Source organism: Polaribacter sp. M10, from assembly GCF_054968445.1.
On record NZ_JBSSBG010000002.1, the window covers coordinates 122,799 to 148,831 of the forward strand.

The 26,033-nt window shown below is 30.9% G+C and carries 24 protein-coding genes; 14 read left to right on the forward strand and 10 right to left on the reverse strand.

Annotation, left to right across the window (positions count from 1 at the left end):
* The first annotated feature begins 14 nt into the window (after window positions 1-14).
* The 7 genes from tyrS to ACWYN7_RS03285 all read left to right on the forward strand — a co-directional run bounded on the left by tyrS (window position 15) and on the right by ACWYN7_RS03285 (window position 6,952).
* Window positions 15-1,307 (forward strand): tyrosine--tRNA ligase, encoded by a 1,293-nt coding sequence (tyrS, locus tag ACWYN7_RS03255; protein ID WP_462858416.1) that lies wholly within the window; start codon window positions 15-17, stop codon window positions 1,305-1,307.
* A 76-nt stretch (window positions 1,308-1,383) separates the two neighbouring features.
* The gene (locus tag ACWYN7_RS03260; RefSeq protein ID WP_462858417.1) at window positions 1,384-2,442 is read left to right on the forward strand and encodes a cytochrome-c peroxidase; all 1,059 of its coding nucleotides are present in this window, start codon (window positions 1,384-1,386) and stop codon (window positions 2,440-2,442) included.
* Between the two features lie 140 nt (window positions 2,443-2,582).
* On the forward strand, window positions 2,583-2,912 hold the full coding sequence (locus ACWYN7_RS03265) for a HesB/IscA family protein (protein WP_462858418.1): 330 nt from the start codon (window positions 2,583-2,585) through the stop codon (window positions 2,910-2,912).
* A gap of 48 nt (window positions 2,913-2,960) precedes the next feature.
* Complete coding sequence (sufB, locus tag ACWYN7_RS03270; RefSeq protein ID WP_462858419.1) at window positions 2,961-4,409, forward strand: Fe-S cluster assembly protein SufB; 1,449 nt, start codon at window positions 2,961-2,963, stop codon at window positions 4,407-4,409.
* 104 nt (window positions 4,410-4,513) lie between these two features.
* Window positions 4,514-5,263, forward strand: coding sequence for a Fe-S cluster assembly ATPase SufC (gene sufC, locus ACWYN7_RS03275; protein WP_459486923.1), 750 nt, complete (start codon window positions 4,514-4,516; stop codon window positions 5,261-5,263).
* Window positions 5,264-5,343: 80 nt separating this feature from the next.
* Window positions 5,344-6,660, forward strand: a complete 1,317-nt coding sequence (gene sufD, locus ACWYN7_RS03280) for a Fe-S cluster assembly protein SufD (protein ID WP_462858420.1) — start codon at window positions 5,344-5,346, stop codon at window positions 6,658-6,660.
* An 88-nt stretch (window positions 6,661-6,748) separates the two neighbouring features.
* Complete coding sequence (locus ACWYN7_RS03285; RefSeq protein ID WP_462858421.1) at window positions 6,749-6,952, forward strand: hypothetical protein; 204 nt, start codon at window positions 6,749-6,751, stop codon at window positions 6,950-6,952.
* Between the two features lie 59 nt (window positions 6,953-7,011).
* On the opposite strand, the gene ACWYN7_RS03290 is transcribed toward ACWYN7_RS03285, so the two are convergent.
* From ACWYN7_RS03290 to ACWYN7_RS03305, 4 genes are all read right to left on the reverse strand, one after another.
* A complete protein-coding gene (locus tag ACWYN7_RS03290; RefSeq protein WP_462858422.1) occupies window positions 7,012-8,391 on the reverse strand; it encodes an RtcB family protein in 1,380 nt (459 codons plus the stop codon).
* A 1-nt stretch (window position 8,392) separates the two neighbouring features.
* Window positions 8,393-8,923 (reverse strand): tetratricopeptide repeat protein, encoded by a 531-nt coding sequence (locus tag ACWYN7_RS03295; RefSeq protein ID WP_462858423.1) that lies wholly within the window; start codon window positions 8,921-8,923, stop codon window positions 8,393-8,395.
* Window position 8,924: 1 nt separating this feature from the next.
* Window positions 8,925-9,617: a peptide chain release factor H gene (gene prfH / locus ACWYN7_RS03300; RefSeq protein WP_462858424.1), complete on the reverse strand. Its 693-nt coding sequence runs from the start codon at window positions 9,615-9,617 to the stop codon at window positions 8,925-8,927.
* An 826-nt stretch (window positions 9,618-10,443) separates the two neighbouring features.
* A complete protein-coding gene (locus ACWYN7_RS03305) occupies window positions 10,444-11,763 on the reverse strand; it encodes a serine hydrolase domain-containing protein (RefSeq protein WP_462858425.1) in 1,320 nt (439 codons plus the stop codon).
* Between the two features lie 99 nt (window positions 11,764-11,862).
* Here ACWYN7_RS03305 and ACWYN7_RS03310 point away from each other — a divergent pair, with 99 nt between their 5' ends.
* Complete coding sequence (locus tag ACWYN7_RS03310) at window positions 11,863-13,077, forward strand: aminotransferase class V-fold PLP-dependent enzyme (RefSeq protein ID WP_462858426.1); 1,215 nt, start codon at window positions 11,863-11,865, stop codon at window positions 13,075-13,077.
* A 59-nt stretch (window positions 13,078-13,136) separates the two neighbouring features.
* On the opposite strand, the gene ACWYN7_RS03315 is transcribed toward ACWYN7_RS03310, so the two are convergent.
* Window positions 13,137-14,636 (reverse strand): G-D-S-L family lipolytic protein, encoded by a 1,500-nt coding sequence (locus ACWYN7_RS03315; protein WP_462858427.1) that lies wholly within the window; start codon window positions 14,634-14,636, stop codon window positions 13,137-13,139.
* An 18-nt stretch (window positions 14,637-14,654) separates the two neighbouring features.
* Entirely contained in the window at window positions 14,655-17,453 is a 2,799-nt protein-coding gene (locus tag ACWYN7_RS03320; protein ID WP_462858428.1) for a TonB-dependent receptor, read from the reverse strand.
* 190 nt (window positions 17,454-17,643) lie between these two features.
* On the opposite strand from ACWYN7_RS03320, the gene ACWYN7_RS03325 reads away from it, so the two are divergent.
* Window positions 17,644-18,582 carry a bifunctional riboflavin kinase/FAD synthetase gene (locus tag ACWYN7_RS03325; protein ID WP_462858429.1) on the forward strand — a complete coding sequence of 313 codons (939 nt, stop codon included), beginning with the start codon at window positions 17,644-17,646 and terminating at the stop codon, window positions 18,580-18,582.
* Between the two features lie 122 nt (window positions 18,583-18,704).
* Window positions 18,705-19,979: a serine--tRNA ligase gene (serS, locus tag ACWYN7_RS03330; protein ID WP_462858430.1), complete on the forward strand. Its 1,275-nt coding sequence runs from the start codon at window positions 18,705-18,707 to the stop codon at window positions 19,977-19,979.
* A 65-nt stretch (window positions 19,980-20,044) separates the two neighbouring features.
* Here serS and ACWYN7_RS03335 read toward each other — a convergent pair whose 3' ends face one another.
* A complete protein-coding gene (locus tag ACWYN7_RS03335) occupies window positions 20,045-20,188 on the reverse strand; it encodes a hypothetical protein (RefSeq protein ID WP_462858431.1) in 144 nt (47 codons plus the stop codon).
* Between the two features lie 126 nt (window positions 20,189-20,314).
* Here ACWYN7_RS03335 and ACWYN7_RS03340 point away from each other — a divergent pair, with 126 nt between their 5' ends.
* The 4 genes from ACWYN7_RS03340 (at window position 20,315) to mgtE (ending at window position 24,685) form a co-directional block, all read left to right on the forward strand.
* Window positions 20,315-22,123, forward strand: coding sequence for a tetratricopeptide repeat protein (locus ACWYN7_RS03340; RefSeq protein WP_462858432.1), 1,809 nt, complete (start codon window positions 20,315-20,317; stop codon window positions 22,121-22,123).
* An 86-nt stretch (window positions 22,124-22,209) separates the two neighbouring features.
* Window positions 22,210-22,539 (forward strand): DUF4286 family protein, encoded by a 330-nt coding sequence (locus tag ACWYN7_RS03345; protein WP_462858433.1) that lies wholly within the window; start codon window positions 22,210-22,212, stop codon window positions 22,537-22,539.
* Between the two features lie 3 nt (window positions 22,540-22,542).
* Window positions 22,543-23,346, forward strand: coding sequence for a 16S rRNA (adenine(1518)-N(6)/adenine(1519)-N(6))-dimethyltransferase RsmA (rsmA, locus tag ACWYN7_RS03350; RefSeq protein ID WP_462858434.1), 804 nt, complete (start codon window positions 22,543-22,545; stop codon window positions 23,344-23,346).
* A complete protein-coding gene (gene mgtE / locus ACWYN7_RS03355) occupies window positions 23,336-24,685 on the forward strand; it encodes a magnesium transporter (protein WP_462858435.1) in 1,350 nt (449 codons plus the stop codon). Before rsmA ends, mgtE begins: the two co-directional genes overlap by 11 nt.
* Window positions 24,686-24,813: 128 nt before the next feature.
* Here mgtE and ACWYN7_RS03360 read toward each other — a convergent pair whose 3' ends face one another.
* Genes ACWYN7_RS03360 through ACWYN7_RS03370 form a run of 3 tightly spaced genes read right to left on the reverse strand, consistent with a single transcriptional unit; the run spans window position 24,814 to window position 25,907 of the window.
* Entirely contained in the window at window positions 24,814-25,116 is a 303-nt protein-coding gene (locus ACWYN7_RS03360) for a hypothetical protein (RefSeq protein ID WP_462858436.1), read from the reverse strand.
* Window positions 25,101-25,337: a hypothetical protein gene (locus ACWYN7_RS03365; protein WP_462858437.1), complete on the reverse strand. Its 237-nt coding sequence runs from the start codon at window positions 25,335-25,337 to the stop codon at window positions 25,101-25,103. The genes ACWYN7_RS03360 and ACWYN7_RS03365 overlap by 16 nt, the downstream gene beginning before the upstream one ends.
* 39 nt (window positions 25,338-25,376) lie before the next feature.
* A complete protein-coding gene (locus ACWYN7_RS03370) occupies window positions 25,377-25,907 on the reverse strand; it encodes an RNA methyltransferase (RefSeq protein ID WP_462858438.1) in 531 nt (176 codons plus the stop codon).
* Window positions 25,908-26,033 lie beyond the last annotated feature (126 nt).

Genomic DNA, 26,033 nt, shown 5'->3' on the forward strand with positions numbered 1-26,033 from the left:
CAACCTAAGTTACAATGAAGAATTTTATTGAAGAATTAAAATGGAGAGGAATGTTAAACGATGCTATGCCTGGCACAGAAGAGCATCTTTTAGAAGAAATGAGAAGTGCTTATGTAGGTTTTGATCCTACTGCAGATTCTTTACACATTGGTAATTTAGTACCAATTATGTTGTTGGCTCATTACCAAAGATGTGGGCATAAACCAATTGCTTTGGTTGGTGGTGCAACTGGTATGATTGGAGATCCTTCAGGAAAATCTGCAGAACGTAACTTGTTAGACGAAAACACTTTAAGACACAATCAAGAATGTGTAAAAGCACAACTTGGCCATTTCTTAGATTTTACTTCGGATGAAAAAAATGCCGCAATTCTAGTAAACAATTACGATTGGATGAAAGACATTTCTTTCTTAGAATTTATTAGAGATGTTGGTAAACACATTACTGTAAATTATATGATGGCAAAAGATTCTGTAAAAAACAGAATTAGTGCAGAATCTAAAGACGGAATGTCTTTTACAGAATTTACATACCAAATGGTACAGGGTTATGATTTTTTACATCTGTACAGAGAAAATGCCACAACTATTCAAATGGGTGGTTCTGATCAATGGGGAAATATCACTACAGGAACAGAATTGATTCGTAGAATTGGTGGTGGAAAAGGTTACGCAATTACTTGTCCTTTAATTACAAAATCTGATGGTTCTAAATTCGGAAAATCAGAAGGTGGTAATGTTTGGTTAGATGCCAAAAGAACATCACCTTATAAATTTTACCAATATTGGTTAAATACCTCTGATGAAGATGCTGAAAAGTACATTAAAATCTTTACTTTTTTAGATAAAGAAACCATTAATTCTTTAATTAATGAGCACAAAGAAGCACCACATACAAGAGTTTTACAAAAACGTTTAGGAGAAGAGGTAACTGTTTTAGTTCACGGAAAAGAAGAATATGATAAAGCGATTGCAGCTTCTAATATTTTATTCGGTAAATCTACAGCTGCTGATTTAAAATCTTTAGACGAGCAAACCTTTTTAGATGTTTTTGATGGTGTTCCGCAAGCAACTGTTACTCCAGAAGATATTGCAGAAGGTTTAGATATGATTGGAGCTTTAGCTGCAAAAACAAACTTTTTAAAATCGAATGGAGATGCCAGAAGAGCTTTAAAAGAAAATTCAATTTCTGTGAATAAAGAAAAAGTAAACGAAAGTTTTGTAATTTCTACAGATGATTTAATTGCAGATAAATATGTGCTTTTACAACGTGGTAAAAAAACGTATTTTTTACTTATTGTTGAGTAACTTTTGGTTACAAAAAAATTATTTGGTAAAACTTCATTGGTCTTTTAGACTTTATGAAGAAATCTAAATTGAGTGTATGGATAAAAATTGGTTTTACATCTTATCCTTTTTACTTCTGATGAGTTGTTCATCAAAAGAAGAAGATATGTATGTTCCAATTCCTTATCAATTAAACATTCCTGAATTATTTGCAGACAAATTAATAGCACCAATAATTCCTACAAATAATCCATTAACAGAAGAAGGTGTTGCTTTAGGTAAAAAATTATTTTACGATAACATTTTATCTGGCAACAAAACACAGTCTTGTGCACATTGCCACAGACCACAAGAAGCATTTTCTCATAGCACACAATTTAGCGAAGGCGCAAATGGTTTTTTTGGTGATAGAAATTCTATGCCTCTAATAAATTTAGCTTGGAATTTTGATGAAAAATTTACTTGGGATGGTAAAGAATTCAGTATAGAAAATCAAGCTTTTGAACCAATTACAAATCCAATAGAAATGAATGCAGATTGGGATATTTTAACAAAAAGATTAAACAATCACGACAGTTATCCAGGTTTATTTTACAATGCATTTGGCACAACATATATAGATTCTACATTGGTGGTAAAAGCATTGGCACAGTTCGAAAGAACATTAATTTCTGCCCATTCAAAATTCGATCTTTATTTATTGGGTAAAGCAACTTTAACGCCACAAGAGCAAAATGGTTTTACTATTTTTATGGACGAAGCTAGAGGAGATTGTTTCCATTGTCATGGAAGTGATAATAACCCACTGTGGACAGACAATCAGTTTCATAACAATGGTTTAGATGCTACTTTTTCTGATTTAGGTTTAGGAGCTGTTACTGGTGATCCTGCAGATAATGGAAAGTTTAAAACCCCTACACTCAGAAACTTAACATTTACAGCACCTTATATGCACGATGGTCGATTTACTACTTTAGAAGAAGTAATTAATCATTATTCAGAAGGTTTACAACCCTCAGCAACTATAGATCCTTTAATGAAAAAAGTAAACCAAGGTGGAGTAAATTTATCCGCAGAAGATAAGGCAGATTTAAAAGCTTTTTTACTAACATTAACAGATACAGATTTTATAACGAATCCTGATTTTTTAAGATAAAAAAAACAGAGAAACTTAAAAAGTAATGTTAAATCAGTTAAATCAATACCTATATTTAACTTACTAATAACTTTAGGTGGTGTAATACATTTGTTAAATCGTATATTTGTAGACAATTTAGATTAAATCTATTTAAAATTATGATAAAAGTTTCAGACACAGCAAAAAAGAAGGTCATTGAGTTAATGACAGACGATGGTTTTGACGCAAAAAAAGATTTTGTAAGAGTTGGCGTTAAAAGTGGTGGTTGTTCAGGTTTATCTTATGATTTAACTTTTGATAGAAACCAACAAGAAAACGATAAAATTTTTGAAGAAAATAACGTAAAACTTATTGTTGACAAAAAAAGTTTTTTATACTTAGTAGGCACAACTCTAGAATATTCTGGAGGTTTAAACGGAAAAGGCTTTGTATTTAACAACCCAAATGCAAATAGAACTTGTGGTTGTGGAGAAAGTTTTTCTCTATAAAAGCCCATCCTAACCTTCTCAAAAGAGAAGGAATAAAAAAGAAAAATTATGAGTAAGTATACAGAAGACGATTTAGAATTAGAATTAAAAACCAAAGAGTATGAATATGGTTTTTATACAGATATAGAAAGTGAAACCTTTGCAAAAGGGTTAAATGAAGATGTTGTTCGTGCAATTTCTAAAAAGAAAAACGAACCAGAATGGATGACGGAATGGAGACTTGAAGCTTTTAGAGTTTGGGAAAAAATGACTGAGCCAGATTGGGCAAATGTAAAATATCCAAAGCCAAATTTTCAAGAAATTGCTTACTATTCTGCACCAAAAAAGAAACCAAAATTAAATTCTTTAGACGAAGTAGATCCAGATTTATTAGAAACCTTTAAAAAATTAGGAATTTCTATTGATGAACAAAAGAAACTAGCCAATGTTGCAGTAGATATTGTAATGGATTCTGTTTCTGTAGCCACTACTTTTAAGAAAACCTTAGGTGAAAAAGGTATTATTTTTATGCCAATTTCAGAAGCCATTCAAGAACATCCAGAATTGGTAAAAAAATATTTAGGAACAGTTGTACCAACAACAGACAATTTTTATGCTGCTTTAAATTCGGCTGTTTTTTCTGATGGATCTTTTTGTTACATTCCAAAAGGTGTAAAATGTCCAATGGAATTATCAACCTACTTTAGAATTAACGAAGGTGGAACAGGGCAATTTGAAAGAACTTTAGTAGTTGCAGATAAAGGTAGTTACGTTTCTTATTTAGAAGGATGTACTGCCCCACAAAGAGATGAAAATCAATTGCATGCAGCTGTTGTAGAATTAATTGCAATGGACGATGCAGAAATTAAATATTCTACGGTTCAAAACTGGTTTCCTGGTGATGAAAACGGAAAAGGTGGCGTTTTTAACTTTGTAACCAAAAGAGGTTTGTGCGAAACCAATGCAAAAATTTCTTGGACACAGGTAGAAACAGGTTCTGCTGTAACTTGGAAATATCCTTCTTGTGTGTTAAAAGGAAACAATTCTGTTGGCGAATTTTACTCAATTGCAGTAACCAATCACTTTCAACAAGCAGATACAGGTACTAAAATGATTCACTTGGGTAAAAACACCAAGTCTACCATTATTTCTAAAGGTATTTCTGCAGGTCAATCCCAAAACTCTTACAGAGGTTTGGTTCAAGTAAATTCGAGAGCAGAAAACGCTCGTAATTTCTCTCAATGCGATTCTTTGTTGATGGGTAATGCTTGTGGCGCACATACATTTCCGTACATAGAAGCTAAAAATAAATCCGCTCAAATAGAGCACGAAGCTACTACAAGTAAAATTGGTGAAGACCAATTATTTTACTGTAATCAAAGAGGAATTGATACCGAAAAAGCAATCGCTTTAATTGTAAACGGATTTAGCAAAGAGGTGTTAAATAAATTACCAATGGAATTTGCTGTAGAAGCTCAAAAATTATTGGAAATTTCTTTAGAAGGTTCTGTAGGATAGATAGGATTTTCCTGCAAGGTTTCAAGAACCTTGTAGGTATTAAATAAATAAAAATGCAAATACCTCCAATATCAAAAAAGACGTTGTAGGAAATAAAAATTATCATGTTAAAAATAAACAATTTACACGCTTCAATAGAAGAAAAATCAATTTTAAAAGGATTGAATTTAGAAGTAAAGGCTGGTGAAGTTCACGCAATTATGGGGCCAAATGGTGCTGGTAAAAGTACGTTAGCTAACATTGTTGCAGGAAAAGAAGAATATGAAGTAACTGACGGAATTATAGAGTTAGATGGCGAAGATATTAGTGAATTAGCTCCTGAAGAAAGAGCACATAATGGTGTGTTTTTATCATTTCAATATCCAGTAGAAATTCCTGGAGTTTCTGTAACTAACTTTATAAAAACAGCCATAAACGAAACCAGAAAAGCAAAAGGTTTAGAAGACATGCCTGCTAAAGACATGTTAAAGAAAATTCGTGAAAAATCTGAATTGTTAGAAATAGACAGAAAGTTTTTATCGCGTTCTTTAAACGAAGGGTTTTCAGGTGGAGAAAAGAAACGTAACGAAATCTTTCAAATGGCAATGTTAGAGCCTAAATTGGCCATCTTAGATGAAACAGATTCTGGTTTAGATATCGATGCTTTGCGTATTGTAGCAAATGGTGTAAATAAGCTAAAATCTAAAGACAATGCTGTAATTGTAATTACACATTACCAACGTTTGTTAGATTATATAGTACCAGATTTTGTACACGTTTTACACGATGGTAAAATTGTAAAAACTGGTGATGCTTCTTTAGCTTTAGAACTAGAAGCTAAAGGTTATGACTGGATTAAGAAAGAGTTAGTATAGCTTACTCTTATTCAAAATTCAAAAATTTTAAATTCAAAGTTACTCAATCTTGAATTTTAAACTTAAAACTTTGAACAACAATGGAATTATTAAAAGATAAGATACTTTCTTCATATGTAGCTTTTGAAAATGAAGTAGACATCAATACAGATGTGCATGACATTAGAACAGAAGCTTTAGAAAATTTCGAGAAATTAGGTTTCCCAACCAAAAAGTTAGAAACTTGGAAATACACTTCTTTAAACTCAATTTTAAAAGAAGATTACAGTATTTTTCCTAATAAATGTACAACAGTAGAATTAGCAGATGTAAAAAAGTATTTTATACATGATATAGATAGTTATAAAGTGGTTTTTATTGATGGTAAATACAGCCCGTTTTTATCACAAACTACGCACGATACTATTGATGTTTGCTTAATGTCTGCAGCTTTTTCTAAATCGAAATACAAACCTGTAATAGACAAGTATTTTAATAAAGTAGCCCAAAAAGACAATTTAACGTCTTTAAACACAGCTTTTGCAAAAGAAGGAGCTTATATACATATTCCTAAAAATGTAGAAGTACAAAAGCCAATACAGATTATTAATTTTTCTACCTGTGCAGATATTTCTACAATGGTACAACCTAGAAATTTAATTGTTGTAGAAGAAAATGCACATGTTCAAATTATAGAACGTCATCAAAGTTTAACATCAAACGCAGTTTTATCTAACGTAGTTACAGAAGTTTTTGTTGATAAAAGTGCTACTGTAGATATTTATAAAATTCAAAATGATGATATAAACGCTTCTTTGGTTGATAATACTTATGTAAATCAAAAATCGAATAGTGTAGCTTCTGTGCATACATTTTCTTTTGGAGGAAATATCACCAGAAACAATTTAAACTTTTATCAAAATGGAGAACATATAGACTCTATTTTAAAAGGTGTTACTATTATTGAAGGTAAGCAACATGTAGATCATCATACATTAGTGCATCATATAGAGCCAAATTGCGAATCTCACCAAGATTATAAAGGTATTTTTGATGAGCGTTCTACAGGTGTTTTTAATGGTAAAGTAATTGTAAATAAAGAAGCTCAGAAAACAAACGCTTATCAACAAAACAATAATGTTTTAGTAAATGATAAAGCTACCATAAATGCAAAACCACAATTAGAAATTTTTGCTGATGATGTAAAATGTTCTCATGGTTGTACTATTGGTCAATTAGATGATGATGCCTTATTTTATATGCAACAACGTGGAATTCCGCAAAAAGAAGGTAAAGGATTATTGATGTTTGCTTTTGCAAATACGGTTTTAGAAAGCGTAAAAATACCAGAAGTAAAATCTAGAATTACAAAGTTAATAGCTAAGAAATTAGGCGTTAATATTGGTTTTGATTTATAGGTAAATCAGTTAAGTTTTATTGCGAATGCGCTACATTTAACTAAGTTTATATATTAGTTTTGTATTGAAATCTTTAAACCAATACATTATGAACAAGACAATAAAATCGGTATTATTAGTTATAGGAGTAATTTTATTAGCCTACGGAATTTACACAATGGTAGTGCCAGAAACACAAATTTCTATTGGAGATTTAGATTTAGTTGAAGCACAAGACAACACGAATGCTTATATCGTTTTAGCTCTAGGTATTATTGCAGTTGCTTTAAGTTTAATAAAAGGAAAAAACTAAAATCAATATATATATTAAAAACCACGCATAAGCGTGGTTTTTTTATTGATGACTAAAACCTATTTCCTTTTATCCTGTCTTCTCTTATTTCTCCAAGGTGCATTTTTTTGCCAATTACCAGCCATAATACAGCCATAAGGCATAACCTCATCAATAACTTCTCCCAAACCAAATTCCTCCATTTGATTTCTAACAGTTTCAGCATTTTTATATGCTGATGGTAATTCAGTAATATCAATTTCATTCGAGAAAAATCGGATATCTAAACCTTTGGTTTCATCCTTAAAAATATCTTTTACTGTTCCTGTTTTGCTTTTTCTGTGTTGTGTTCTACTTACATTTCTTCCTGCTCCATGAGGTGCAAAACCTAAATTATTTTCAGTTGTTTTACCTTCTACAATTAAAACAGGTTCAGCCATATTTAAAGGTATTAATCTAGGCCCTGTAATATCTGGCATAAACTTGGCATCTAAAGGAGTTGCTCCTTTTGCATGATAAAACAAATCTCCATCTTTAAATACAAAATTATGTTCGTTCCAAAACCTGTTTTCTTGCTGAATTCCTAATTTATGCAAGGTAGCATCATGTAAAACTTCGTGGTTTTTCTTTGTCCATTTTCTAATGATTTGCAAAGCTTCCCAGTAATTTTTACCTTCTTCTGTTTCAAAAGGAATCCACGCATTTTGTTTTAAAGTTTGTGGAGACAATTCTTTTCGAAATTGTTCTGCAATTTTCATTCCTCTGCTATATAAATTAGCTCCAAAACCTCTAGAACCATGATGTGTAATTAACATGGTGTTTCCTGTTTTTTTAGACTTACCAACAAACAAAAAATGATTTCCATCTCCTTGTGTTCCAAGATGTGATCTTGCAGCAGAAATACATTTTTGATTGTTTAAAAAAGGATTCGCTTCAATTTCTGCTAACAAATCCGAAGGAAAACGAAATTGCGAATTTCTATCTCTACCTCCAGGACCAAAATGTGTAATAGAATGTGCTGCATCTAAAACATCCTTAGATTTTGCTTTTCCAAAATCTGTTAACATCACAGAACAACAAATATCTGCAGAATGCATTCCTGGATGAATGGCATTTTTTGCAACAGCTACTCCACCAACAGGAATTACCCCTTCAGGTCCTGTTGGGCATGCATCTGGCATTACTGCTCCACCAACAATTGTCGGTGTTTTCATTAAGGTTTGCATTGATGTAATTACAGCATCCACATTAATATCTTCTAGTTCATTTTCTGATTTTATATTGATTTTTAAATCAGCAATTTCTTCTAATAAATCTATAGTTTCTACTTTAAATTTTTCTAAATAAGTTATCATTTCTTCTTTTGATAATTCATTTGTATTGATATGTTCAATAGCTTCTGGAAACCATTTTGCAGATTTATAACCTAAAGCAATAATTTCTTTTCCTGTGATTTTCATTTTATTTTCCATTTTCTTTTTTACCTTTTTTAATGGTTTTTTCTTTCTTTTTCTTTGGCATTTTCCCCTTAATACGTTCTTTTTCTATATTGATATCAGACATAAAATCTGAATTATACGTATGCTCTTTTGCTTTTTTTATACAACTTAAAGCTTCTTTATATTCTTTTAATTGCTCTTTTAATATTGCCTTTTTTAAGTATAAAACTGCTTTATCTGAACCCTTTATAGTTAAAGTAAAATCGATAAATTCTGCTACTTCCTTATAATCTTCATTCCATAAAAGTGTGTTTATATAAGGTGCATAAACTTCAAAAGCATATATATTTTCTGCCAAAGCTTGTTTAAAATAAACTTTTGCTTCATCGTATTTTAATAATTTTTCTGCATAAACTCTTCCCATTAAAGTTAATGCCATTGTATTTTTATCATCATAAGACAATGCATAATTTAAAGCTTCCATTACTTCTTCTAAATCGTAAGGATAATTTTCTAATGCTTTAAACACATAATTATTTACTAATGTTCCCATTTTATTCTAATTGTTTTCTTAAATCATTTTTTAACTGATTTCTTTTGTTTTTAAATGATTTACTTTTCTGGATTGATTTAAAATCGCTTCCGTTAAAAATTCTTACAGGATTACCTCTTTCTAATTGCTGATGATTTTCCCATTCATTTTTAATTAGCTCTTTCAACTGATTCTTATTAAACTCGGCTACTTTTTCTTGTAGACGTTTTATGGCTATTTTTTTATTTTGATGCTGAGACCTGCTATCCATCACTACAACTTGCAACCCTGTTTTTGTATGTTTTGCTCTAATTGCAGAACTAACTTTATTAACATGCTGACCTCCTGCTCCAGAACTTCTAATTGCTTGAAAACTGATTTCATTTTCATTGATTTCGATTGTTGATGAATTATCAATTTCAAAACAGCCAATAAACCAATTTTTACGTTTGTGGTATTTTCTAAAAGTTGATGTTCCAACCCATTGAATTGTCCCCAACCAATTTATAGTAAAATCGGCAAGATAATTTCCCGTAATTTGAATGTTTACAGATTGTATTGTGCCATTTTCTGTTCCAGGTTCTCTGTTTAAAATTGTGTAATCAATCTTATTGCTTACCAATTCTTTAAGAAATATTTTTAACACTTTTGCTACTACATTTGCACATTCTACTGGTCCTTTTCCTGCAGATATTTGTATTATTTTTGTTTTCATTTTATTTTTAATTTGCTGTTCGCTTTTAATTTTGGGTATTAGCTAACAAGTTTGTTGCGTTAGGGATTGTAGCATTTGTTTGAGCTCTTTTTTCTTTTTCAGAAAAAAAGCGAGTGCGGAAAGCCTGACCTTTATAGGTAACGCCAAAAAAATGTATGTTTTTGTTACCAATCTTTGGTTGATAACTATTCTTAAAAATATTCGGAAAAATTCTAGGAAATTATAGCCATAAAAAAAGTCCGAAAGTTTACAACTTCGGACTTTTCATATTTAATAGTGATTGCTATTTGTAATTATAAAAGTCGCGAAGTAAACCATAAAAAGAACTTTGTTCTCTTTGTATGTTTTTGTGAAATCTGTTATTTAACATATACTTCGTGTTTGTACTGAAATGAATCAGTTGTTATTATTGTTTTTGCTTTATCAAATTTTATTTTTGATTGCGATGCAAACCTAAAACGTATTTTTTATTTACACAAGAAAAATTTAAATTTATTTATTTGATTATCAATGTTTTATTTAATTTTTAAACAATAAATTTCCTGCCCGAAATAAATCGGAAATGGTGAGTTTAGATAACTCTTTGAAGTTGTGATATGTAGTTACGACTTACACTTTTTATCAGCATCTAAATTAATTTCAAAAAAAAACGTCCAAAAAATGAATTTTGGACGTTTTTACAATATTATTTAAAATTTCTATCTAGAATATACCTTTAAATAGTCGCAAAAAGCGTCCTTTTTTATGTTGATTAAATATATTCATAAGCTAAAAATTGGTTTATTTCTACTATTTTGAGTTGCAAATATGCAAAAAATTAAAGAAACTATTGTTCAATACTTTCTAAAACACCTTTTAAAAACTTGTTTTCTTCCATCCAAGAAAGTGCCATTCTAACAATTATCAAATCTTGATCTGGTAAAATATAGACTCTTTGTCCTTGATATCCATCAGCATAAAACATGTTTTTTGGTACATCTTTAAAACCACCATTTGCATTTAACCAAAACTGAGCACCGTAAATTCCGTTTGATGTTGGTGTAGGTGTTGCAACATAATCTGCCCAACCTTTTGCAAAAATTTGAGTTCCATTCCAGTTCCCTTTATGCAAGTATAATAAACCGAATTTACCCCAATCTCTTGGAGTTGCCCAAGCATAAGAAGATGCAACATAATTACCTGCTAAATCCGTTTCTAGAACCATGGAATTCATTCCAATTTTATCAATTAAATCTGAGTACCAATAATCTAAGTATTCTTGATGCGTTTTAAACTGATTTCTAACAATTCCAGATAACAAGTTCGAAGTTCCAGAAGAATAGTTCCAAGACGCATTTATTTTACCTATTAAGGGCTTTTCTGCTTGCATTTTAGTCATATCTCTTTCTAAAAAGAGCATTTTTGTAACATCAGAAATTTCGTTATAATTTTCATCCCATTCTAAACCAGAATTCATCTGTAATAAATTATGAATGCTTATGTTTTTACGTTCATCATTTTGCCAAGAATCAATTGGTGCCTTATCTGTAATTTTTAATTTATTTTGATGTTGCATAACTCCGAAAACTGTACTCATAATACTTTTGGTCATAGACCAGCCTAAAATTCTAGAATCTTTGGTAAAACCTTTGGCATATTTTTCTGCAATAATTTGATCTTTATAAATAACAACTACAGCTCTTGATTGATTTTTACCAAAAACTGATGCCACAGTTTCGTTTAATTTATCATAATTAATGTTTGCAAAAATGGTGTCTTTCTGTTCAGCATTTCCATAAGGATAAGGCGTAATATTATCTGCTTTTGCTCTTTTAGGCACTAAATAAGCTGCAGTTTCATCTTCTTTAGTTAACGTTAAAACAGCTCCTAATCCCTTTCTGTAAATCGCTTTTCTTGTTAATAAGTTAAAAACAGATGAACTTGCGATATTTTTATCTTTTTTAACTACATCTGTGGCCAAGTTTATTGGCGAAAAATTATTATCTGTTTTATCTGTAAATTCTAAAGATCGATTTGCTAAAAACACTGATGAAGCTGTGTTTTTTGCTGAATATCCTGCAATTATATTCAATTTTGGGTAATTAAAAAAAACAGCGATAATAACTACAATGCATAATAAAAGTAGAATTCGTTTAAAAATTTTCATATTTAGAAGAGTTTAGTAATGTAAAAATAAGAAAATCATATTGCCTTTTTTAGAGGTTTAAAAAATAGAGGTTTATCTTTGTATCTTAAATTGATTTTTATGTTTAATGTAGATAAAATTAGAGAAGATTTCCCAATTCTAAAAAGAACTGTTCACGGAAAACCTTTGGTTTATTTTGATAATGCTGCTACTTCACAAACACCACAAATTGTAATTGATACTATTGTAGATTATTATAGTAATTACAATTCTAACATCCACAGAGGTGTGCATACTTTAAGTCAAGAAGCAACAGACAAATACGAAGAAGCACGTATTAAAGTACAAAAACATTTTAATGCCAAAGAAGCTTATGAAATCATTTTAACTTCGGGTACAACACATAGTATAAATATGGTTGCATCAGGATTTGCATCTCTTTTAAACAAAGGCGATGAAATTATTGTTTCTGCTTTAGAACATCATTCTAATATTGTGCCTTGGCAAATGTTATGCGAAAAAACTGGAGCCATTTTAAAGGTGATTCCGATGACAGATGAAGGTAGTTTAGATATGGAAACTTATCATCAACTATTGAATGACAACACAAAATTAGTTTTCTCAAATCACGTTTCTAATGCCTTAGGAACTGTGAATCCTATAGAAGAAATTATTGAAGCTGCACATAACATTGGTGCTGCTGTTTTAATAGATGGTGCACAAGCAACACCACATATAAAACCAGATGTACAAGCCTTAAATGTTGATTTTTATGTGGCTTCTGCTCATAAATTATGTGGCCCAACAGGAGTTGGAATGTTGTATGGAAAACAAGAATGGTTAGAGAAATTGCCTCCTTATCAAGGTGGAGGAGAAATGATTGCTACAGTTTCTTTTGAAAAAACGACGTATGCAGGTTTACCTCATAAATTTGAAGCAGGAACACCTAATATTTGTGGTGGAATTGCCTTTGGAGCTGCAATTGATTATATGAATTCTGTTGGTTTTGATGCTATTGCAAAATATGAAAATGAGCTTTTAGAATATGGCACATCAGAATTATTAAAAATTGATGGTTTAAAAATCTATGGAACATCCGCAGAAAAAACAGCAGTTATTTCTTTTAATGTTGATGCTATTCATCCTTATGATATTGGTGCAATTCTAGATAAATTAGGTATTGCTGTAAGAACTGGCCATCATTGTGCGCAACCCATAATGGATTATTATAAAATACCTGGAACAATAAGAGCATCTTTTTCTTTTTACAATACTAAAGAAGAAATTGATATTCTAGTTGAAGGAGTTAAAAGAGCAAAAATGATGCTCTCATAAATAAAAAAAGGTTGAGAAAATTTCTCAACCTTTTTTTGTGTATAACTATTAAGTAATTTTTATCTTAACTCTGGAGAGTAGTTAGTAGGATAATCTCCTGCAACTGCCAAACCACCTGTAGCAGATGTAAAATTAGAACCAAATTCAGCATCCATAACTGCTAAAATTTTATTTGCCATTAAAGCATATCCTCTAGCTGTTAAATGAACACCATCTAAACTAATTAAACCACCTGTAACAAGATTTGTAGTTAACGTATAATCATCAAAAGTAATTCCATTAGACGCTTCTTCTAATATGGCTTTAAAATCTACTAAAGCAATGTTAGGATTTGCAGAAGCAATACCAGCAATTGTTGTATTATATGCATCTGTTGCTGTTTTAATAGCAGCTTGTTCTTCTGGTGTAATTACCCATTGATCTGCTAATGGAATAGCAACTCCATTAACTGTTAAAGGATTTCCTGCAACTGCTTCTGTACCTATAAAAGACGCTCCTGCAAGTACAAATAAATCATCTGCAGTACCTTGTCTGTAATTTGGTAAACCTAAGCTCGATAAGTCTGTTAAGTCTTCATCTTCTATAACAACTGAATTGGTTTCAGATGCTTCGAAATTAATGGTTCTTTTTGCTAACTCATCTTCATCAATTAAATTATAAGAAAACGCTAATTGTAAACCTCCATTATAAGCGGCATAAGCATTATTTACTGCTGATGCAGTAGCTGCATCTAAAGGAATAACATCATGAGTTACAGTTGTAAAATTAGCTAAATTTGTTATGTATGGCACATTAGCTACAACACCTTTTGCTCCATTTGCAGTTAAAGTGGTAATCATTGTATTGAAAACATTAGCAAAAACTACTGGATCTGTAATATCTGAAGTACCATAAGTAGAAGGGTCGTAATTACCTGTTTGATCTACACCAGAACCACCAGACAGCGCATAACCTAAAACATCATTTCCTCCTATTTCTGATAATGTGAAAAACGTTGGAGCTTGAGCCATAGCATCACCTAAAACTGTTGCAGAAGCACTAGAAGCAATTCTTGCAAAATAAGGATTTGCCAACTGTAATGGCACTCCTTGTAAGCTACCATAACCAGAAGCTACAAAATGAAAACTTTTAGCACCTGGTATTCCATAATTATGAACACCACTTGTTATTACATTTGTAGTTTCTGTGGTAGGTGTTGCTGGTAAAGTTGCTGGTCCTGCACCATCAAAATAAAATCGAGGTCCTTGAATTTGAGTTCCACCATATAATAAACCTCCAATATTATCATTCATTAAAGGCTGATTAAAAGTTGTGCCAAATTTACTGGCTAAAATGTTGGGAAAAGAGTTTTCTTGAGCAGCTATAAAAAGCGCATTATCTGTAAAACCTGCTGTAAATGATGCTCCTATAGAAACATAAGAAGAAAAATCTAATCCGTTTGTATTTAATGCAACTTCTGCTGCAATTTCTTCAGGTATGGCATCTAAATCATTATTAACATCACAAGAAACAATGCTTAATGATAAAAGAAACAACCCTATATATTTATAATTTTTCATAAAATATCTTAATTATTATTAGTTATTAATTGTCCAAGAAATGTAGTACTGAGAACCAATTGCCCCAACACCTGGTGCACTAAAATACTCTTGACCTGTTAAGTTTGCACCTCCTAATTTAATTACAGATTTCCAGTTTGGTATACTATAATTTACTTGAGCATCTAATACGGTTCTAGCATCAATTACTGTATCATGGAAACTAGATTCCCATAAATATTCATCTTGCCATCTTACATTAATATTAAAACCAAAGTTTTCAAATAAATCGGTTTTACCAAATTGAACTTTTACTTTATGTTCTGGCGTATTAAAACCTGCTTCAAAATCTGGGTCTGAAGATTGATCAAAATCAAATTTTGCATAAGTATAATTTAAGCCAATGTTAAATCCGTTTAAAACCTTTGTATTTAAACCAATAGAAGCACCATAAGAACTAATGTCTGCTGCAGAGTTTGTATATGCAGAAAATACTGCTCTATCTCCATTTTGTAATGCTAATAATGATAAAGTATTATCGCCAACAACACCATAATAAGGTACTAATACGTTTTTAGATGAAATAAAATCTTCATAGCTATTATAATACACACTTAAATCTACAGTAACATTTGCTTCGCCAGCATTTACTATACCTCTATAACCAACCTCATAAGCTGTAACTTTTTCTGGCTTTACTAAACCTGTTTCTGCTGCTTGTGGATTTCCTGCTAAAACTGATGCTAAAGAAAATGCATTTTCATAAGCTGCTCTACCTACAATTGTAGCTGTTGCAGAACCAGTAATTGCTTGTCCTGCTCCACTTACAGATAAAGCTGGTGTAGAATAACGATCTAAATTATCTGGTGCAGAACCTACTAAATACGCACTACCTGCATTTAAACCAATATATTGATCTTGAGTGGTTGGATTTCTAAAACCTGTTTGAAAAGAAGCTCTAAAATTTTGATTTTTATTTTCGCCAGCTGCATATGCTAAAGAAACTCTTGGAGAAAAATTACCATCAAAATTTTGTGCTTTATCGTAACGTATAGAAGCTGTTAATTTTAAACGATCTTCTTCCAAAAATTTCTTTTGCATTTGAGAATATACTCCATATTCATCATAATCAATTGGCCCATCATAATCTGTAAAAATACTTCCCATTGAGTTTAAAGAATATCTTCTGTAAGAACCACCTACTTGCACTTCTGCCCAATCTACAACGTCTTGAAAATTGTAATTTGCATCTGCGTGATATAATTTTGTTTGATCTTGAAATTTAGATCCTGTAACCAAGTCTGGATCTGCAGTAACTTTATCGAAAGCAGCTTTAAATTCTGGAGTACCAGGTTCATATCTGCCAGTTTCTGCTATTTGTCTTGCTAGTGCATGTGCTTGATCTGAAGTTAAACCTGATAAAGTACCTAAGGCATAAGCGCCTGCATATTCTCCAAACCAAGTATTATCATCTTTCCACTCTCTGTTGATATTAATTGCTGCGAAACGAGTATCAAAAGAATCTCCAGCATCTTCACTTGTTAAATACCCTCTAACAAAAAAGTTTTTACCTCTAAATTCTAATTTGTGTTGTTCCATTAAAAAGTTGGTAATATTGTATCTATTTAAACCTTGATAAATGGTGTTACCTACACCCACTTTCGAGTTCCAAATAATTTCTAAACGATCGTTACCAAAAGGTCTATAATTAAGAGAAGCACCAACCTTAATGCTCTCTGCATTATAGGTCATTAAATCTTTTTCGTCATAACCAGTTCTACTAATGTTTTCACTTGGCACTAATGCAGCTGCACCATTTGGTAAAACTCCTAAGGCTTCTAAAGCTTGAGCAACACCATTAATGTTTGTAGAAACCTCATCTCCATACACATTTAAACCATCGTAATTTCTATCAGAATTTCTATCGCCAGCTATATATTTTCCATTTGCTGTATTTCTGTAATCTGTAGCATACCATTCTGTACCATCTAAAGCAGAAAAGGTAACTTTTGCTGCAAATTTTTCAGAAAAAGCATACGCCATTCTTAAGTTTAAATCTGTGTAAGAATTGTCTCCTGCTGCTTGCTGACTTGTTAATCCTGTTTTTAAAGAAATACTAATTCCTTGATCATCGAAAGGACTTTTACTCGTCATAAACATAATTCCATTAAAAGCGTTTGCTCCATAAAGAGCAGAAGATGCTCCAGGAAGTAATTCTACAGTTTTTACGTCTAACTCAGACATACCCAATAAATTACCTAAAGCAAAGTTTAAGGCGGGTGATGAATTATCCATACCATCTACCAACTGCATAAAACGTGTATTTGCAAATGTTGCAAAACCACGTGTATTTACAGATTTAAAAGTTAAACTATTTGTATTTACATCTACCCCTTTTAGGTTTTCTAAACCATCGTAAAAAGAAGGTGCTGATGTATTTTTAATAGCTCTTGAATCCATTCTTTCTACTGTAACTGGAGACTCCATAATACGTTCTGGTGTTCTAGAGGCAGAAACCACAATTTCATCTAAAGAAGTTTCATTTTCTTCTAAACTAATCGCAACTTTTTGGTTGTTTTTAGTAATTTCTACCTTAACCATTTGATATCCTAACATAGAAATTTCTAGTGTAAATGGCGGGTTATCTGTAATTTTAAGCATAAAATTACCATCAAAATCTGTAGTAGTACCTAAGGCTTTTCTAGAAATTTTAACATTTGCTCCAGGAAGTGTTTCTCCTGTTTTTGCGTCTTTTACTGTTCCAGTAATCGTGGTCTGTGCCACCATTGCTAAACTACCGAAAGCAATAAATGCAATAAGTAAAATCTTTTTTATCATAATTTGAATTAATTTGTTAACTAAGATGCAAAATACGATTTTTTTTGAATTCCTAAATAAAATGCTAAATATTTTGTCATTTTAATAAATTAACTAACTGTTATTTATCATATGAACACACCAAATCCCATTCTTAATTTTCTTTTTTCACTTTTCAAAATTGTACATTTGTACTATAAATTTTTTGTTTTTGAAGGTAGTACAAGACATTTCAAATTTTACTTCTGATAGTCAGACATTTGTAACTATAGGTACATTTGATGGTGTGCATTATGGGCATCAAAAAATAATAGAAAAATTGGTTTTTGAGGCAAAAAAAGCCAATAAAAAATCGGTTTTGCTTACTTTTTTTCCTCACCCAAGAATGGTACTTCAAAAAGAGGCTAGCATAGAAATGATTACTACCATTGACGAACGTGCTTTTTTGTTAGAAAAAACAGGTTTAGATTATTTAATAATTCATCCTTTTAGCAAAGAGTTTTCTAGAACTTCTGCTTTAGAATTTGTGAGAGATATTTTAGTAAATCAATTAAATATTTCTAAATTAATTATTGGTTACGATCATCATTTTGGAAAAAATAGAGAAGGTAATATTATACAACTTACAGAATACAGCCACGTGTACGATTTTAAAGTAGAAGAAATACCTGCACAAGATATTGATGATGTTTCTGTAAGTTCTACAAAAATTAGACGCGCTTTACATGCTGGTAACTTAAAAACTGCCAATAATTATTTAGGATATTACTTTATGCTAAATGGTAAAGTGATAAATGGCAAACAGTTAGGTGGTAAAATTGGTTATCCAACAGCAAATATAGACGTTAAAGAAACTTATAAATTAATACCTAAAACTGGTGTTTACGTGGTTAAATCTTTAATTGATCAAAAAACTGTTTTTGGGATGATGAATATTGGTAATAGACCTACTGTAGATGGCAATCATCAAACCATTGAGGTTCATTTTCTTGATTTTAATGAAGATTTGTATAACAAAACCCTAACCATAGAATTGATTTACTTTCTGAGAGATGAGCAAAAATTTGATTCTGTAGACTTGTTAATTCATCAACTTAAAAAAGATGAAGAAACTACCCGAAATTATATTAAAAACAATAAGCCCCTTTAATTCCCCAAAGGGGAAAAATCTCTCGTGCTAAAATTTCTCTTTTTTAGAAATTAAGATCGATTATTATTCGTGTATTCATGGCAATTATATTATATATTTGCTGTTTTAAATTTCTACAGAAAATGTTACAAGTACACTTTATTAGAGAAAACAAAACCACTGTATTAGAAGGTTTGGCAAAACGTAATTTTGCTGATGCTGAAACAATTATTGAACAAGTTTTAACTGCGGATGAAAACAGAAGAGCAACTCAGGTTGAGCTTGATAATACATTAGCTGAATCTAATAAAATATCCAAAGAAATTGGAAATTTGTACAAAAGTGGAAAAGCCCAAGAAGCCAATGTTTTAAAAGCTAAAACTGGTGAATTAAAAGAAAGCGCAAAAGAATTGTCTGAAAAATTGAATGTTTATGCAGATGAATTGCAAACGCTTTTGTATCAAATACCAAATATTCCTCACGCTTCTGTAAAAGCGGGTACTTCTGAAGAAGATAATGAAAACATTTTTAGTGAAGGTATTATTCCTGATTTAGGTGATCATGCACTTCCTCATTGGGAATTAGCTAAAAAATACGATATTATTGATTTTGAATTGGGCACCAAAATTTCTGGTGCTGGTTTCCCTGTTTACAAAGGAAAAGGCGCAAGATTACAACGTGCTTTAATCAATTATTTTTTAGATAAAAATACAGCTGCTGGTTATACAGAAGTGCAAGTGCCTCATTTGGTAAATACGGCTTCTGCAACTGCAACTGGCCAATTGCCAGATAAAGATGGGCAAATGTATCATTCTACCATAGATGATTTGTATTTAATACCAACAGCAGAAGTGCCAATTACAAATATGTTTCGTGGAGATTTAGTGCAAGAATCAGATTTTCCGATCGCTTTAACGGGGTACACACCTTGTTTTAGACGCGAAGCTGGTAGTTATGGTGCGCATGTACGTGGTTTAAACAGATTGCATCAATTTGATAAAGTAGAAATTGTAAGAGTAGAACATCCAGATAATTCTTACAAAGCTTTAGATGGAATGGTTGAACACATTAAAAATATTTTAAGAGAACTTAAATTACCTTATAGAATTTTGCGTTTGTGTGGTGGTGATACTGGTTTTACATCTGCATTAACGTTCGATTTTGAATTGTTTTCTACAGCACAAGACAGATGGTTAGAAATCAGTTCTGCCTCTAATTTCGAAACTTTTCAGGCAAATAGATTAAAACTACGTTTTAAAAATAAAGAAGGTAAAAGCGAATTGGCGCACACACTAAATGGTAGCTCTTTGGCTTTACCACGTGTTTTGGCTGGTATTCTAGAGAATTATCAAACAGAAGATGGAATTCAAGTTCCGGAAGTCTTGATTCCTTATACTGGTTTTGATTTTATAAAGTAGGCAGTACTCAGTTTACTGTTTCCTGTCACAAACTAACTGCTTACTGAATACTGATAAATAATTCACTAGTTTAAAGCTACAGCTAGCATTAATCTTTTGTATTTATTCATTTCTAAAAGTGCATTTAAATAAGCACTAATTTGTCCGTTTTTCATAAACTCAATAGAGTTTTGTTTAGCGTTTTCGTATTTGTTGGTTAGCTCGTTCATAATATTAGTTTTTTAATTGGTTGTATACCCTAAAGACAACTTTCGTGCCAAAACGTTACAAGAATTGTCAGAAATATGATGGGTTTAATATAAAATTAACATTTATGTTAATTATCTTTGAATTGTATGAAGCACCTTGTATTCACCATTTTCCTAGTAATCAGCTGTTTTTCTTTTGGTCAGCAGAAAGAAGATCAGAATAATTTTTTCTTGGCAGAAACTTATTTTAGGCAAGGAGAATATGAAAAAGCAACACAGATTTATCAAAAATTATACGCGAAAAGCTCTTTTAACACCACTTATTTAAATCGATTAATTACTTGTTATCAACAAACTGAAAAGTTTGTAGTAGCAGAAAATTTATTGACAGAAAAATTAAAAGAAAATCCGACACAAAGTTATTTGTATGTTTTTTTAGGTTATAATTTCGAAAAGCAACGTCTTAACGAAATTGCAAAAACCAATTACGAAAAAGCCATACAATCTTTAGATTTAAATGGTGCTTATGGAGGAATAATTGGTCGTCTTTTTAAAGATTATAACCTTTTAGATTATGCTATTCTAGCGTATAAAAAAGCCATGGAAAGCAATAAAAATGCAAATTACAATTTTCAAATAGCTCAGATTTATGGAGAAAAAGGCGATTTTAAGTTGATGTTTGAATCGTACATAAATTTAGTTGATAAAAACGAAAATTACCTAAACCTAATTCAGAGATATGCCAGCAAATACATAACTGATGATGCAGAAAATGAAACCAATATTTTATTCAGAAAAACCTTATTAAGAAAAGCTGCAAGTAAACCAAAAGACGAATGGAACATGCTGTTAAGTTGGTTATTTGCCCAACAAAAAGATTATGGAAAAGCGTTAATACAAGAAAAAGCATTGTACCAAAGAAATCCTTCTAATTTATCTGATGTTTTTAGTTTGGGTAAACTAGCTTTTGAGAATAAAGATTACGAAGCTTCTTCTGCTTGTTTTTATTTTATCAATGAAAAATCATTTTTAAAAGAAGAAAAAATTGAAGCCAATTTATACCTCGCAAAAATTGCTGTAGCCACAAAAAATCCTAAAACAGAAAAACTGTTTAAAGATTTATTTACGCAGTTTGGTAAAAATCCGCAAACCATAGATTTACAAGTAACTTATGCAGATTTTTTAACCTTTCAAAAAAATCAACCAGAAAAAGCAGCAACTGTTTTAAAAGAAGCGTTAACATATGCGAAATCAAAATTCGATAAAGGAAGCATCAAACTAAAATTAGGAGAAGTTCTTGTTTTTAGAGGACAATTTAACAAAGCTTTAATTTACTTTTCGCAAATTCAAACCCAATTAAAAGGATCTGAATTAGCACAACAAGCACGTTTTAAAGTAGCGCAAACCAGCTATTTTAAAGGCGATTTCGATTGGGCAAAAGCACAATTAAAAGTATTAAAAAGCTCTACAACACAACTAATTGCCAATGATGCTGTAGATTTATTTTTAAGAATTACAGATAACGAACCTGTAGATTCAATACCTTCTGGTTTAAAACAATTGGCAAAAGCAGAATTGCTGTCTTATCAAAATAAAAATGAAGAAGCTTTACAAGAAATTGCAAATCTATTTTCATCAAAAGAAATATTAATTAATGGTTTAGTGCCTGGAGAAGTTATTTATGATGATGTACTTTTGTTGCAAGCAAAACTATATATTAAACAAGAAAAATATTTAGAAGCAATTGCAAGTTTAGAAAAAATTATTTCTGCAGATAATCAAGGTTTTTTAACAGATGATGTGTATTATTTAATGGCAGAAACGTACAACGAAAAGCTAAATGATACTGAAAAAGCGCAAGAATATTATCAGAAAATAATTTTTGATCATCCTTCTAGTATTTTTTTGGTTGATGCTCGAAAAAAATATCGTAAATTAAGAGGAGACACAATATAGTTTGTGGTTTTTTGCTGTTTGTTTTTAGCTTGATTTTTTAAAACAACAACTAAACCACCAACAAAAACCATTACTAAAAACGAACTATGTACATATACAACGTAACTATAAATATAGATGATGCAATTCATGAAGAATGGCTAACTTGGATGGAAACCCATATTTTAGATGTTTTAAACACCGGTAAATTTCAATCGGCTAAATTTACCCAAGTTTTGGTTGATGAAGAAATGGGAGGCAAAACATATTCTGTGCAATATTCAGCAGAAACCCGAGAAGATTTAGAAGATTATTACAATGAAGATGCAGACGATTTACGCATAGAAATTGCAAAAAAATTCGGCGATAAAATGTTAGCTTTTAGAACGGAATTAAAGTTGATAAAAGAATATTATCCTACTAATGTGAGTAATTAAATTATGTCTGTAAAAGCAAAAAAACATTTAGGTCAGCATTTTTTAACAGATGAAACCATTGCAAAAGATATTGCAGATGCTTTAACTGAAAAAGGGTATGAAAACGTCTTAGAAATTGGTCCAGGAATGGGAGTATTAACTAAATATCTTTTACAGAAAAAAGTGAAAACTACTGTTTTAGAATTAGACCGAGAATCGGTTGCATATTTAAAAGATGTTTTTCCTGTAGAACACCTCAACTTAAATACATCCAAAGAAAAATTTGCAATTATAGAAGGCGATTTTTTAAAGCAAAATATCGAAGAAATTTTTAATAAAAAACAAGTAGCAATTATTGGTAATTTTCCATATAATATTTCTACTCAAATTGTTTTTAAGGCCATAGAAAACAGAGAATTTGTTCCTGAATTTGCAGGTATGTTTCAAAAAGAAGTTGCCATGCGAATAGCAGAAAAAGAAGGTTCTAAAATTTACGGAATTCTTTCTGTGTTAACACAAGCTTTTTTCGATGTTGAGTATCTGTTTACAGTACCACCTACTGTATTTAATCCACCACCAAAAGTAGATTCTGGTGTAATTCGTCTTATCAGAAAAAAAGATTATTCTTTACCTGTAGACGAAAAATTATTCTTTAGAGTGGTAAAAACAGCATTTAATCAAAGAAGAAAAATGTTACGTACCAGTTTAAAGTCCTTTAATCTTTCGGATTCTTTAAAAGAAGACCCTATATTTGCGAAAAGACCAGAACAATTATCGGTTTTGGAGTTTATTTCACTCACGCAAAAACTCGCAGAAAATGGTATTTGAAATCACTGACGAATTTCTAGAAAACCTTAGTTCTCTTATTAAAGAAAACAACCAAAAAGCAATTACCAAATTGTTTAAAGAGGTGCACTATGCAGATGTTGCAGAAGTTTTAGACGAAGTAAATTTTGAAGAAGCCATCTATATTATTAAGCTTTTAGATAGCGAAAAAACTTCCGAAATTCTTACAGAATTAGAAGACGATATTCGAGAAAAAATTCTTGAAAACTTATCTGCCAAAGAAATTGCAGAAGAAGTAGAAGAAATGGATTCTGATGATGCCGCCGATATTATTGGAGAATTATCAGAAGAACGACAAGAACGCGTAATAAATGCTTTAATTGATGATGATTTAGCTGCAGACATTAAAGAATTATTATCATATAAAGATAATACTGCTGGTGCTTTAATGGCCAAAGAATTGGTAAAAGTTTACGAAACTTGGACAGTTGCTGGCTGTATGCGCAGAATTCGAGGGCAAGCCAAAGATGTAACTAGAGTACACTCTATTTATGTTGTAGATAAAGAAAATAAATTAGTGGGCAGATTGTCTTTAAAAGATTTAATTGTTTCTAAATCAGACCAACATATTGCAGATATTTTAAAAACAAAAGTCGATTCTGTAAACGTACACGAAGATGATGAAGAAGTGGCCAAAATTATGGCAAAATACGATTTAGAAGCCATACCAGTTGTAGACGATAACAACGTTTTATTAGGTAGAATTACCATAGATGATATTGTAGACGTTTTAAAAGACGAAGCAGAAAGAGATTATCAATTAGCAGCAGGTTTAACACAAGATGTAGATTCTGATGATAGCATTTTAGAACTTACCAAAGCACGTTTACCTTGGTTGTTTTTAGGTTTAATTGGTGGTATTGGTGCTTTTATAATTATGGAAGGCTTTCAAGGAGTTTTCGAAAAATATGCTGCACTCTTCTTTTTTACACCTTTAATTGCTGCAATGGCTGGTAATGTTGGTGTACAATCTTCAGCAATTATTGTGCAAGGTTTAGCAAACGACGATGTTAAAGGAAGCATCAATAGCAGATTGATAAAAGAAATGTTATTAGCTGCTTTAAACGGATTTATTTTAGCACTTTTCTTATTTGTTTTTGTTTGGATTTACGAAGGTAAAATAAACACAGCTTTGGCCATTTCTAGCTCTTTAGTTATTGTAATTATTGTTGCTGGTTTAATTGGTACTTTTGTGCCTTTATTTTTAAATAAAAGAGGCATAGACCCAGCAATAGCAACAGGTCCTTTTATTACAACATCTAACGATATTTTCGGAATTTTAATCTATTTCTTAATTGCAAAAATGATTTTAGGTATTTAGTTTTTTGTAGCTATTTCCAGCTTTCATTACTCGCTTTTTTGTAAAAACAAAAAGAGCTCAAACAGGCCATTCAATCTGGGCTAAACTTGTTTGCTAAAAACAATGATTTTAGAGGTTATTATCAAAAATTAAAACTCTAAAGGCTCTTTTCTAGAAGGTCTAATTCTAAGTATATAAACAAATTTTGTATCTATTAAATAAGAAATTCTATAACTATGTTTTTCAAAAAATCTAATATTTCCCTTATTGTTTTTTTTGAGTAAATCTAATTTATAAATCTCTGCATTTGTAGCTAAAATAGAAACTGAATTATAAATTTCAATAAAAATTCTTTTAGTAACATCTATAGATTCACAGTGTTCTAAAAATTCAGAAAAACAAAAATTTAAATCAGCTTCAGTATTATTTGTCCAGATTATTTCCCTGACCATTTCATAATTCGGTTACCAACTTCACTGTGAGATGTTGTTTTGCCTTCTTTAATTTGAGCAATAGAATTGTCTATTTCTACATTATATTGAGCTGTAGAAATTCTATCAGAAGATACATTTTTTCTATTCTCAATTATATTCTTAATAATTTGAATTAAAGAAACATCCTTTACTTCATCAAGTTCTTTATGTATCCATTTTAAGTCTGATTGTAAATCCATAAACATTTATTTTTCAATCAAATATACAAATTATCAAATTTACATTTTCATTTTGGTAAACAAATCCCAAATTACAACTCCAGTAGTTACAGAAATATTTAAAGAATGTTTGGTGCCTAATTGCGGAATTTCAATACAAAAATCGCTAGCATTTACCACTTCTTGTTGCACGCCTTTTACTTCATTACCCATTACAATGGCATATTTTTGATTCTTTTCTGGCAAAAAAGTATCTAGTTTTGTCGAGTTTTCAGCTTGTTCAATGGCCAAAACTTTAACTTTTGAATCTTTTAAATTTTGAACTACTGAAAGTGTACTTTCAGCATATTCCCAATCTACAGATTCTGTAGCACCCAAAGCCGTTTTATGAATATCTTTGTTTGGCGGAGTTGCACAAATACCACACAAATAGATTTTTTCAATCAAAAAAGCATCACTAGTTCTAAACACAGAACCAATATTATTTAAACTTCTAATGTTATCTAAAACCACAATAATTGGTGTTTTTTCAACGGCTTTAAATTCATCAACCGAAATTCTACCTAACTCGTTATTTTTTAATTTCCTCATAAATTTAGCTGTTGGCTTTTAGCTTTTAGCTTTTTGTTAGTTTGGTGTGAAAACTAATAGCTAAGAGCTAAAGGCTAAAGTCTTTTTTTTATCTTCGCAAAACTAATTGAAAATTTCCAAAAACTT